The sequence below is a fragment of the Dokdonia genika genome, assembly GCF_042652845.1.
Taxonomy (GTDB): domain Bacteria; phylum Bacteroidota; class Bacteroidia; order Flavobacteriales; family Flavobacteriaceae; genus Dokdonia; species Dokdonia donghaensis.
On sequence record NZ_JBHSHB010000007.1, the window covers coordinates 577,350 to 589,233 of the forward strand.

9 protein-coding genes are annotated in these 11,884 nt (G+C 38.6%); 3 read left to right on the forward strand and 6 right to left on the reverse strand.

Annotation, left to right across the window (positions count from 1 at the left end; genetic code table 11):
- The first annotated feature begins 7 nt into the window (after positions 1–7).
- Positions 8–1,258 carry a 2-oxoglutarate dehydrogenase complex dihydrolipoyllysine-residue succinyltransferase gene (odhB, locus tag ACFO5T_RS03560; RefSeq protein ID WP_038597575.1) on the forward strand — a complete coding sequence of 417 codons (1,251 nt, stop codon included), beginning with the start codon at positions 8–10 and terminating at the stop codon, positions 1,256–1,258.
- A gap of 402 nt (positions 1,259–1,660) precedes the next feature.
- Here odhB and ACFO5T_RS03565 read toward each other — a convergent pair whose 3' ends face one another.
- From ACFO5T_RS03565 to ACFO5T_RS03575, 3 genes are read right to left on the reverse strand one after another with little or no spacing between them, the layout of a single operon-like run.
- Positions 1,661–2,326: a helix-turn-helix transcriptional regulator gene (locus ACFO5T_RS03565; protein ID WP_035325810.1), complete on the reverse strand. Its 666-nt coding sequence runs from the start codon at positions 2,324–2,326 to the stop codon at positions 1,661–1,663.
- Positions 2,327–2,337: 11 nt separating this feature from the next.
- Positions 2,338–4,248 (reverse strand): tetratricopeptide repeat-containing sensor histidine kinase, encoded by a 1,911-nt coding sequence (locus ACFO5T_RS03570; RefSeq protein ID WP_380032110.1) that lies wholly within the window; start codon positions 4,246–4,248, stop codon positions 2,338–2,340.
- Between the two features lie 45 nt (positions 4,249–4,293).
- Positions 4,294–4,455: a hypothetical protein gene (locus ACFO5T_RS03575; RefSeq protein ID WP_375252135.1), complete on the reverse strand. Its 162-nt coding sequence runs from the start codon at positions 4,453–4,455 to the stop codon at positions 4,294–4,296.
- 244 nt (positions 4,456–4,699) lie between these two features.
- Between ACFO5T_RS03575 and ACFO5T_RS03580 the strand changes: the two genes are divergently transcribed.
- Complete coding sequence (locus tag ACFO5T_RS03580) at positions 4,700–5,098, forward strand: hypothetical protein (RefSeq protein WP_035325807.1); 399 nt, start codon at positions 4,700–4,702, stop codon at positions 5,096–5,098.
- Here the strand turns inward: ACFO5T_RS03580 and dnaE are convergent.
- The 3 genes from dnaE to ACFO5T_RS03595 all read right to left on the reverse strand — a co-directional run bounded on the left by dnaE (position 5,095) and on the right by ACFO5T_RS03595 (position 11,164).
- Positions 5,095–9,486: a DNA polymerase III subunit alpha gene (dnaE, locus tag ACFO5T_RS03585; protein WP_380032115.1), complete on the reverse strand. Its 4,392-nt coding sequence runs from the start codon at positions 9,484–9,486 to the stop codon at positions 5,095–5,097. The two genes, ACFO5T_RS03580 and dnaE, sit on opposite strands and share 4 nt — an antisense overlap.
- Before the next feature lie 202 nt (positions 9,487–9,688).
- On the reverse strand, positions 9,689–10,135 hold the full coding sequence (locus ACFO5T_RS03590) for a ferritin-like domain-containing protein (RefSeq protein ID WP_380032118.1): 447 nt from the start codon (positions 10,133–10,135) through the stop codon (positions 9,689–9,691).
- 216 nt (positions 10,136–10,351) lie between these two features.
- A complete protein-coding gene (locus tag ACFO5T_RS03595) occupies positions 10,352–11,164 on the reverse strand; it encodes a DUF6252 domain-containing protein (RefSeq protein WP_380032120.1) in 813 nt (270 codons plus the stop codon).
- A 131-nt stretch (positions 11,165–11,295) separates the two neighbouring features.
- Between ACFO5T_RS03595 and ACFO5T_RS03600 the strand changes: the two genes are divergently transcribed.
- Positions 11,296–11,814, forward strand: a complete 519-nt coding sequence (locus tag ACFO5T_RS03600) for a 30S ribosomal protein S16 (protein WP_035325802.1) — start codon at positions 11,296–11,298, stop codon at positions 11,812–11,814.
- Positions 11,815–11,884: the final 70 nt, after the last annotated feature.

Genomic DNA, 11,884 nt, shown 5'->3' on the forward strand with positions numbered 1-11,884 from the left:
AAACATTATGGTTTTAGAAATGAAAGTCCCTTCACCGGGAGAATCCATCACAGAAGTTGAAATCGCACAATGGCTCGTTGAAGACGGCGATTATGTAGAAAAAGACCAGGCCATTGCCGAGGTAGATAGTGATAAAGCAACGCTCGAGCTTCCAGCAGAGATGAGTGGAATCATTACACTTAAAGCAGAAGAAGGTGATGCTGTTGAGGTAGGTGCAGTTGTGTGCCTTATTGATACTGCTGCAGAGGCGCCGGCTACAGACACCTATGAAGGTGGTGACGAAGGTGGTGGAGATGGTAAAGTAGAAGAAAAACTCAAAAAAGAACAGGCAGCAACTCCTAACACAGGAGAAAAAGCTCCAGCCGAAACTGAAAAGACATACGCATCTGGAACTCCAAGCCCAGCAGCAAGAAAAATTCTTGATGAAAAAGGAATGACCGCTAGCCAAGTTACGGGTACAGGTAGAGCTGGCCGTGTGACTAAAGAAGATGCTGTAAAAGCAACACCTTCTATGGGAACTCCAGGACCCGGTTCTAGAGGTGACTCACGTACTAAGTTATCTATGCTACGCCGTAAAGTTGCAGAGCGTCTCGTAGAAGCAAAAAATACAACAGCAATGCTTACTACCTTTAACGAGGTAAATATGCAGCCTATATTTGACCTGCGTAAGCAATACAAAGAAGACTTTAAGGCAAAGCACGGTGTAGGTTTAGGGTTTATGTCATTCTTTACACTAGCAGTGGTAAGAGCTCTCGAAATGTATCCTGCTGTAAACAGTATGATAGATGGTAAAGAGATGCTCACTTTTGATTATAAAGACATCTCAATTGCCGTATCAGGTCCTAAAGGACTTATGGTGCCAGTTATTAGAAATGCAGAAAACCTTTCTTTTAGAGGGGTTGAGAGCGAGGTAAAACGCCTTGCAATAAGAGCTAGAGACGGTAAGATTACTGTAGATGAGATGACAGGAGGAACCTTTACAATTTCAAATGGAGGTGTATTTGGATCTATGTTATCTACGCCTATCATAAACCCACCTCAATCTGGTATCTTAGGAATGCACAATATCGTAGAGCGCCCTATCGTAAAAGATGGCGAGATTGTAATCGCACCTATAATGTTTGTAGCATTATCTTATGATCATAGAATTATCGATGGTAAAGAGTCTGTAGGATTCTTAGTCGCTGTAAAAGAAGCACTAGAAGATCCTATTAACATTCTTATGGATGGAGATATCAAGAAAGCCTTAGAGATGTAAATCATTAGGATATAATAATATATAAAAGCCAACTTGTAATAAGTTGGCTTTTCTTTTTTTACGCTTTCGCGAAAGCGGTCTCCATAGTGTTAATAATCAAAGCAACTAAGTCGTTTGATATAAGTTTTTAGAGTTGTGTAAAAAAAAACACTCATTAAAAAAATTTAATGAGTGCTTTTCAGTTGGGGAAAGCTTAGGTTTGCGTAATCATAAAAATAAAAACTCCCATTATAAGAAATGAGAGTTTTATAATAGCTTTTTTTCAAATATCATCAAAATCTTGAATAATAACCCTCTTATGAAAAAAGCTACGGGGGAGTCACAAAGATATGATGGTATGGAGGTAAAATTTTACGGATTTCCTTTATTTGGGCGTTTTTTTTTAATTTTTTTTGACTTTTTTTAAATCAGGCGCAAGTCTGCTAACAAACGTATGAGGTGTATAGTAGTTTTTGCACCAAACTCAGTGCGCAACTCACGCAGTCGCTTCTCAATACTACTGCGGCTGTAAGGCTTCATATTTTTGGATTTAAAATAATGCTGTATTTCATCTTGTGTAGCCCCATCTGCGAGAAGACTTAATAGCTCAATATCGTAGTTATTGAGTTCTACCAGATTTTTTTGTTTTACATTATCTGCAAGGTGTTGAGAGATGTATTTCTCACCTTTTGCGACTTGCTCTATGGCTTCCTTAAGATTTTCTAGCCCTCGTCTATCTTTACAAACATAACCATCTAGCAAGCCAGACTTCCAGAGGCTGTCAAAACGTTGTGGGTGATCTTCCATAGAGTAGACGATTACTTTAATGGATGGATCTACTTCTTTTAAAGCTTTAAAAAGGTGCTCTCCAGAGGTAAGGCGCTCTTTACGATGAGATTCTTTAAAGGAGAGATCTGTGATTAAAAGGTCAAAAGGAGCGTTATCTTGAATGGCCATTTTAAATTCTAAAAAGGCTTCATCACAGTACTCGACGTGTACAACTTCTGGTATTTTGAGCTGTTTAAGAATAGAGGAGACACCCAGTTTTATGTTATCTATGTCTTCGGCCGCTAGTATTTTTTTAAACATTGTACTGTAAATTAAATAGGGATTGATAATTCTGCTCTAAAACCTTCATCTACCGCAGAGTCAAATTTTATTTCTCCTCCTAGAGATTTGAGACGGGTTTGCGTGTTTAACAAACCGCTCCCGCGATTATCTCTTGATAGTGATACTCCTTTACCATTGTCACTGTAATTAATTTCTAAAAGTTTGTCTACACTCTTAAAAACTAGCGCTACAAGAGAAGCTTTACTATGCTTTCTCATATTAGTCATTAACTCTTGTAATACTCTGTAAATCTCGATTTTTACTTCGGGATTAATCACATTCCAGTTTATAGACTCTAGACCTCTTAGTATTAGTTTTCTTTCTGATGAGGTATAGGTTTGTAAGTTCATTGCAAGTTCTGTCGGGAAGTTCTCATCTGTTTGTATAGGCTTAGTCTCTCTAGAGAGGTCTCTACTTAACTTGTAAATGTCTTCAAGTCTATCTGCTACTGCAGGTGAGCTTATTTCGTTTTCTACCTCATTCATAACTAGGTAAATCTCGTTTGCAAGCTCATCGTGTAGTTTTTTGGCAAGGCGTTTTTCTGTTTCATAGCGATCTAGTATTCGCTGTTTTTTTGAGCGTTCTCTTTGGTATAGTATAAATATTAAACCTGTGATTAAAAGACCTCCTATGCCTACTAGTGCCCAGTTTCTCTTTCTTATAGCAATTTCTTCTCGTAACTGTGAGGCCGTAATTTTTTGTAAGGCTATGTTTTCCCGCTCTTCGGCCTTTTCTACATCATACCGCAGTTTTGCAAACTCAAACTTAGCTTTGTTTTGCGCTTTAGTTAGAGAATCTGATAAGCTTGTATATTCTTTGAAAAGAACATTAGATTCTTTGGTTACGGGGATCAAGTAATCGAGAGCTTTTACAACAGCTTCAGTATTCTTAGCTTTAGAAGATATATTATAAGCTTGTTGTGCGTGATATGCAGTCTTTTTAGTATTTCCTAATGTCATATAAGCCTCTGCAAGGTGTATATGACTGGCATACTTTCCTGGTATGTCATCTATGCTAGTTCGTAGGTTTAAAGCTTCTTCTAGTAAGGGTATGGCGTCTTTGTGTCCAGCACGTGATTTTGCAAATGCATAGTTATCCTTGAGTCGGTATAATGTATTGAGTGATAAGCTATCTTTATAAGCAAGCCCTACCTCTAGTTGTTGTATAGCTCCATCATTATCACCAGATTTTAATAGTGTAATGGCATAATTATTAATTAGAGAGGCCTTACTTCCCTTGTTGTTCTCAAGTTGTAATGCTTTACGATGGTACCGTATTGCCTCTTGCCACAAGCCACGCTCTCTATAAACCCTTCCCAGAATGTCGTAAAACCAAGAGATTTCTGAAGGTTCCTTTAATGTGTTACTATAGTCAAGAGCATTTACAATAGTATATTCTGCTCCATCCATATCGCCAAGACTGGTTTGTATGTAGCTCGCTTTTTTTGAAATTTTTATAATCTGTATACTATCCTTTAACTCAGTAAAGAGTTCTATGGCGTGTACAAAGTTTGTAAAGGCCTCAGAGGTATTCTGCTTTTTCTTATAAATATCTCCTTGATTATCATAAGATTGAGCGATAAATCGCTTGCTTTTTAGTCTAGTTGCTTCGTCTAATACTGTTTTAGTCTGGGCAATTGCTTGATCGTATTGCTTATCATAGTAATACAAATCACACCTATAGATTAGTTGTTCAAGGTATACAGAGTCAGACACTTGTCTTGACCAGTAAATTGCTTTATCATTTGCTGCCAGTCTATCTTTGTAGGATTCTTTTTTTTTACGGCTTAACTTTTTGTAGTACAGTAAACTATCCTCAGCATTATATTTCTGAGGTGCGAGGGTGCTGTAAACCGTAAAACTATACAGTAAAAAAAGGGATGACAGAATAAACTGTTTCATCCCTCTAATATACGAATTAGTAAAAAATATTAAGATGCAAAAGGTCTAATTATCCTCTTCATCTTCTTTCTCATCTTGTCCACCATTATCATCCTCTCCCCAGGTGCTCTCTATGCGATCACTTTCTTCGACCACGGTATCTGGAGTACAAGCAGTAAAAGTTACTCCCATAAATAAAAATGCTAAGATGTAAATTGTCGTTTTCATAATTTTAATGTTTTAGGGTTATATTTTTTTGAAAGAAAAAACCTACACAAAGAAAAAATATGCTGCATTTTACGGATTTCCTTTATGAAACCTATTGCCAATTATCGTTCTTTGTGTACTGATTATCTTTTAGATACGTAAATATCTAGCTTATCAAGAGTGCTAGATGGAAAACCGATGGAAAATCCTTTCCTGTTCTTAATAGACTTGTATGTAAGAATGAATTAGAAAAAAAAATACCATTATGATGTTTAGAAAAATTGTTTTGTCCGCTTTCGCGAAAGCGGAAACAGAAACCCCCGGAAACACGAAAACACAATGGGCAGATCACCTAGCAAATAGTTTATGGTGCGAGTGTAAGTATCAAATTTCAAGAAGAACGCTTCTCAATTATTACAATAGTTATGTAGATGGGGTCGATGAAGATGAGCTATGCCCTAACGCAAAGATGATAGAGATGCTTTGTAAGTATCTAGGGTATCCCAATTATGCCACTTATCTTTTACACCAAGCTAGTATGCAGGGTGTTAAGAGTAGCAAAAATCCGCAGGCATTTACTTATACGCTCCAGACGGAGAATTATAAAGAAGAAGTTACAATACTTGTACGTAGAGAGCTAGTGCCTTCTCGTAATGTTGCTTAGTTTAACTTATAGTGTATTTTATTTTGATCTAGAGAATCTAGTAGTTCTTGGCAAATTTTGACCTTGGTCTTTTTGCTAGGCATTTTTACGTAGATTTTTTCCTTAGGTTCAAAGACTTGAAAGTGCAGTTTTGCACTACCCATATGTTGGTCTAATATTTCTTTAATTTCGGCTACACGAGCTTCAGCTACTTCATTAATATCAATGTTTATGGTGAGTTTTTTTGCATTATTCTCCATAACATCTTGAAGTTGCTGTATACTATTAAACTGTGTGCGAGGATCTCCTTTTCGACCAGTTTCCCTATTAGTAAAGCCGTCTTTTATAAAGACCTTTGCGTGTATAAAACTATTAGGTATTAAGAAGTGCCTCATCTTGAGGTACTCTTCTCCAAACATTCTAAACTCAAAACTATCTGTAAAATCCTCTACTGTAAAGGCGGCCCAGCCTTTACCATTTTTTGATACGCGATGTTGAACGTCTGTAATCACCCCGCCAAAGGTAAGCTCCCTATTTACAAAAGCTTCCATCTGGTTAAAGTGGCTAACTGTTGCGTTACAAAAGGTTTCCATCTCGGTTTTAAAATCATCTAGTGGGTGACCAGATATATATACACCTACCACTTCTTTCTCACGTTTGAGCTTCTCCATTGTGCCCCATTCTTCACACGGAGGAACTTCTGGTTCTGGAATTTGCACCTCACTTGACTCGCCAAAAAGGCTTACCTGAGAGCTATTTTCATTCTCTTGATAGCGAGCACCATACTTTACAGCTTTTTCTAAAAAGGTAATCCCATCACCATTATCATTAAAGAACTGCGCTCGGTGGGTGTCGCCGTCTAGTTCGTCAAAACCGCCGGCAAGTGCAAGGCTCTCAAAGGCTTTCTTATTGGCTGCTCGTAAATCTACGCGACGTGCAAAGTCAAAAACAGATTTGTACTTACCATCTTTTCTATTTTCTACAATAGTGGCAACAGCTCCTGTACCTACGCCTTTTACCGCACCCATACCAAAACGTACAGCGCCATTATCATTTACCGTAAATTTTCTAAAAGATTCATTTACATCTGGGCCTAGTACTTCTAGTCCCATACGCTTTGCCTCTTCCATAAAGAATGTTACTTGCTTTATGTCATTCATATTGTTAGAAAGTACAGCGGCAAGATACTCTGCTGGGTAGTGTGCTTTTAGATATGCTGTTTGATAAGCAATCCAAGCATAACAGGTAGAGTGTGACTTGTTAAAGGCATAGGCGGCAAAAGCCTCCCAGTCTTTCCATATTTTTTCCAGCTTTTCTGGATCGTGTCCTTTTGCAGATGCCTGTTCTATAAACTTAGGCTTCATTTTATCAAGAACTGCAATTTGCTTTTTACCCATTGCCTTACGCAGTACATCTGCCTCACCCTTTGTAAAGTCGGCAAGTTTTTGAGATAGAAGCATCACTTGCTCTTGATATACAGTAATACCATAAGTCTCTTTTAAGTACTCTTCCATCGCTGGGAGATCGTACTCAATTTCTTCTTCCCCGTGCTTCCTTCTTACAAAAGAGGGAATGTATTCCATAGGACCTGGACGATAAAGGGCATTCATCGCAATAAGATCTTCAAAAACGGTAGGTTTAAGAGATTGCATATGCTTTTGCATACCAGGTGATTCATATTGAAAAATCCCTACGGTATCTCCACGCTGGAAAAGTTCGTATGTTTTTTCATCATCCAGAGGAAAATTCTCAGGATCCAGATCTACATTGTGGCGATACTTAACAAGCTTAACAGTGTCCTTTATAAGAGTAAGGGTCTTCAGACCCAAGAAGTCCATCTTAAGCAATCCAGCTTCCTCTACTACAGAGTTGTCAAACTGTGTTACATAGAGATCTGAGTCCTTTGCTAGTGCAACAGGTACAAAATTTGTAATATCATCTGGCGTGATAATCACTCCACAGGCGTGAATACCCGTGTTACGTACAGACCCTTCTAGCTGGCGTGCTTGCCTTAACATTTGCCCTTCCAGATTGTCTTGAGTCTCTATATTTATAAGTTCTTGTACCTTAGGTAAATCATCAGATCTAAAAGAACTACGCAACTCTGCATCTGTCTTGCCAAATATCTTGCGCAGCTTACTCATAGTAGGTATAAGCTTTGCAATACGATCTGCATCTCCTAGTGATAGATCTAGTGCTCTAGAGGTATCACGTATAGAAGACTTTGCAGCCATTGTACCGTATGTAATAATTTGTGCAACTTGATTTGCTCCATACTTATCTATTACATACTGCATTACACGCCCACGTCCTTCATCATCAAAGTCAATATCAATATCGGGCATACTCACACGATCCGGATTTAAGAAACGCTCAAAAAGTAGGTCGTACTTCATCGGGTCTATGTTTGTAATCCATAAACAGTATGCAGCAACAGATCCTGCGGCAGATCCACGACCAGGTCCAACAGATACATCCATATTACGAGCCTCGCGTATAAAATCTTCTACAATCAAGAAGTAACCCGGGTATCCTGTTTTTTCTATAACGTCAAGCTCAAAATCTAAACGTTCTGTAACTTCTTCTGAGAGTTCTTCACCATAGCGTTTTTTTGCACCTTCATAAACCAGATGTCTTAAAAAAGCATTTTCACCACGTTTTCCACCATCTATTGCATCTTCTGGAGATACAAATTCTTGAGGTATGTCAAAAGCTGGAAGCAGTACGTCTCTCGCAAGTTCATAAGGTTCAATTTTATCAACAACCTCTTGTACATTTAAAATAGCTTCTGGCACATCTGCAAAGAGGGTTTTCATTTCCTCTCCACTTTTAAAGTAGTACTCATCATTGGGAAGGCCATAACGATAGCCGCGACCACGCCCCTTTGGAGTAGCTACTTTTTCTCCATCTTTTACACAAAGCAATACATCGTGCGCATCTGCATCAGATTTATCTATGTAAAACGTGTTATTTGATGCGACAGTTTTAATATTATGCTTTCGCGAAAGCGCAATTAAAACAGGCATCACTCTATCCTCATCTTCTTGCCCGTGACGCATTAACTCTATATATAAGTCATCGCCAAACTGCTCTTTCCACCAAATGAGGGCTTCCTCGGCTTGATTTTCACCTACGTTAAGTATTTTGCTAGGCACCTCTCCATATAAGTTACCTGTGAGTACAATAAGATCATCGCGATATTGCATTATCACATTACGATCTATACGAGGTACATAATAAAAACCATCTGTGTAGGCAATAGACGCCATTTTACAGAGGTTTTGATATCCATTTTTATTTTTGGCGAGGATCACTATTTGATACCCATTATCCTTCTGGCTTTTGTTTTTGTGATCTACACATACGTTAAACTCACAACCTATAATGGCTTTAAGAGGTACTCCTTCTGGCTCTTCGCCAGCCTCTACAGCTGCGGCATTTGCTTTTTTGACACCTGCGTTATGAGACTTTACGGCTTTTGTAAAGTGAAATGCACCCATCATATTACCCATATCTGTCATAGCGACTGCAGGCATTTTTTGAGTCGCAGCAGCTTTTACAATGTCTTGCACGCTAGCGGTAGACTGTAGTATAGAAAACTGTGAGTGATTATGTAGATGAGCAAACTTAACCTCAGAGAGCTTTGCAGCATTATCTTCTAGTTCTGTTTGTGATATTTCTGGAGCTTCATTTTGCGCAGCTAGTTTTTTGGCAATACGCTCAGAGGCTTTTTTGAGATTGATGTGCTTGAGCCCTATAAACTCAATGGGCTGCGGGTTTGCTTGAGAGAACCTGTCAAAATAGTCTGGCTGTACATCTAGCTCCTCTTTTGTGTATACACGCTGGCGTATAAGTTCTAAAAAGCAACGCGTAGTCGCCTCAACATCTGCCGTAGCATTGTGGGCTTCTCCAAAACCTTCACCAAAAAGATGTTTGTGTAATTCTGTAAGTGTAGGTAGTTTAAATTTTCCACCTCGTCCCCCTGGTAACTGGCAAAGTGTTGCTGTTTTTTCTGTACACGTATCTAGTACGGGCAGCTCTTGCAGGTCGTTGCCAATGTTGAGCCTGTGAAACTCTGCACCCATAATATTTGTGTCAAAACCTACGTTTTGACCCACCACATATTTTGCTTGAGATAGTGCGACATTAAACTTCTCAAGAACCTCTGAGAGTGCTACTCCATCTTTTTCTGCCAGCGCTGTTGATATCCCGTGTATACGCTCTGCATCATAGGGAATGTCAAAACCATCTGGCTTTACTAGATAATCTTGGTGCTCTATGACTTGTCCCATCTCATCGTGCAGCTGCCAGGCTATCTGTATACAGCGTGGCCAGTTGTCTGAGTCTGTAATAGGAGCGTTCCAGTTTTTTGGAAGTCCTGTAGTTTCGGTGTCAAAAATGAGGTACATAGGCGTAAAAAATGTGGATAAGAAATGTACAGAATTTTACTCTTTAATATACCCTTATTTAATGTCAAATTTTAATGATTTATGCACAATAATATTACTCGTTATAAGTGGCTGATGATGAGAAATTGATGCAAAAAAAAATCCCAACCTACTGGTTGGGATTTTTCTCCTTTTTCAAATCCAATTTTTTAAAATGTGGCAATTATGCCCACTCTTCAAGAGTTTTTACCTCGTTAAGAGCATTCTGTATGCTATTACGTTGTTTTTCTAGTATTATTCTTGTTGAGTTTGGTAATGAAGTCTCTGCGAGTACTTCGTTATATGTTTCTACAGAGGCCTTTTCTCCTCGTATTGCTTCTTCTAAAACCGCTTCGTCATTATCTGTTGTAAAAGCTGCTTTTACATCCATCCACGCTCTGTGCGCATCTGCTGTAAAGCTTGTTCCTTTATCTACTTCTTGGCCAAAGCTGCGTACCTCTTCCTTAATTTCGTGTCCAAAGTTATATCGATCTTGAGCACGGTTATTAAAAAAGTTTTTTAGTCCTGTGTTGCTTACTTTTTCTGCTGCTTTCTTATAGCCAGCTTCTGCATCATATGACTTGGTTAATAAATTGTTTAACTTATTTCCTACTTCTTCTGTATAGCTCATAATATGTTTTTTGTTGTTAGTAATGATGTAAAGGTACAGGGAGACAGGGCTTTGGGATAGAGGTTTAACCACCTTTAACCTCATAGCGCTAGTTTTGGCGCATATTAACGTAAATCTCTGTTAAGTGTCTTAAAATACTTAACATAAAAGAAAAAGCACCCCTTGTGGAGTGCTCGTATTGTGCGTGGTTCCGCTTTCGCGAAAGCGTAATAAAATTTAGTAATTTATAGTAAATGCACCTTCTGTTACGTCAAACCCATCATCTGTTTGAAAAGAAAAGGTACCTACAATAAGCTCATTTGCTGCGTCATTTGTAATGATGGTAAGCTCTCCAGATGTAGCATTAGATACTCCATTGGGAACCGTATAACCAGCCGAAAGGTCTGGATTTGTACCTAGTAAATAGTCACCTGGCATTGTGTTGAGCGGAAAGTTTAACGCAAGAGATGTGGTCGAAGTTTGTCCCACTACTGTTATAAGATTACCAGATACCGAACTATTTATGATAGTAGGAGTAAACGTTATCGTATTTACCTTTGCAGTAAAGTTGTTTTGAAGTACAATTACTTCTGGTTCATTCATTAAAGGACTTAGTATAGGGACTTGATATGCAATACCTCTATAAAAGAAAACAGAGTCTTGTAGGGATTCTGTATATGCCGTAAAGTTAAACTCTCCAGAGAGGCTGTTGTCTCCATTAAGAGTATAGATAAAATTTCCGGTAGATAGCGCGTTAAGAGTGCTGTACTCTATACCGTTCTCATCTGTATAGGTTGCGATGTTTGTGTTATTTGCACCTCCTAGGGTTACAGGACTCTGGCTTTGATTATTAACGAGAATGTTTACAGCTTCAAGGCCGCGTTCTCCAGCGACTACTAGACTGCCATCTATGTTAAAAATGGCTCTTGAGTCGTTTGCTCTAAAGAGTAAGCTGTCTTTAATTCCTTGTAAGGCTGGACTATTGTCTTCTATGGTACTACAAGAAGTAAAGAGCATTACACTCAAAAATGTAAGAAATAATACTTTCATTGAGGGGTGTCTTAAATATTTTGCAAAAGTACTCTATATTAAAGATATAACGTGTCGAAAGGATTAAAAATTGTAGTATATTTGCAGACTTAAATAAAAACAGGGGTCGGGTACCCCACAAATTAACTTTTATGTCAGTTAAAATTAGATTACAAAGACACGGTAAAAAAGGAAAGCCTTTTTACTGGATCGTAGCAGCAGATGCACGTGCAAAGAGAGATGGTAAATACTTAGAAAAAATAGGTACTTACAATCCAAACACTAACCCAGCACAGATTGATCTAGATGTAGATGGAGCTGTAACGTGGTTACAAAACGGAGCGCAGCCTACTGAGACGGCAAAACGTCTTTTATCGTACAAAGGAGCAATGCTCAAAAATCACCTTGCAGGTGGTGTACGTAAAGGAGCGCTTACTGAAGAGCAAGCAGAAGAAAAATTCAACGCTTGGTTAGAAGAAAAAGCTTCTAAAGTAGCAGCTAAGAAAGGTGACCTTTCTAAAGCAGAAGAAAAAGCAAAAGCAGACGCTCTTGCAGCTGAGAAAGCTGTAAACGAGGCTCGTATCGCAGCAGCACAGCCAGAAGTGGTTGCAGATGCTGAGGATGCTCCTGGTGCAGAGGGAGAAGCAGCAGCTTCAGACTCTGAAGAGTAAACAGCATTATAAGCCCAGGGGCTTTATAAATGTAACAGAAACGTCCTAATGTAATTATTAGGACGTTTTC

Coding starts and splice junctions, on each gene's coding strand:
- ACFO5T_RS03575 (WP_375252135.1), bottom strand. CDS start 4,455: ATGAAAACGACAATTTACATCTTAGCATTTTTATTTATGGGAGTAACT.
- ACFO5T_RS03595 (WP_380032120.1), bottom strand. CDS start 11,164: ATGAAAGTATTATTTCTTACATTTTTGAGTGTAATGCTCTTTACTTCT.
- odhB (WP_038597575.1), top strand. CDS start 8: ATGGTTTTAGAAATGAAAGTCCCTTCACCGGGAGAATCCATCACAGAA.
- ACFO5T_RS03570 (WP_380032110.1), bottom strand. CDS start 4,248: ATGAAACAGTTTATTCTGTCATCCCTTTTTTTACTGTATAGTTTTACG.
- dnaE (WP_380032115.1), bottom strand. CDS start 9,486: ATGTACCTCATTTTTGACACCGAAACTACAGGACTTCCAAAAAACTGG.
- ACFO5T_RS03600 (WP_035325802.1), top strand. CDS start 11,296: ATGTCAGTTAAAATTAGATTACAAAGACACGGTAAAAAAGGAAAGCCT.
- ACFO5T_RS03565 (WP_035325810.1), bottom strand. CDS start 2,326: ATGTTTAAAAAAATACTAGCGGCCGAAGACATAGATAACATAAAACTG.
- ACFO5T_RS03590 (WP_380032118.1), bottom strand. CDS start 10,135: ATGAGCTATACAGAAGAAGTAGGAAATAAGTTAAACAATTTATTAACC.
- ACFO5T_RS03580 (WP_035325807.1), top strand. CDS start 4,700: ATGATGTTTAGAAAAATTGTTTTGTCCGCTTTCGCGAAAGCGGAAACA.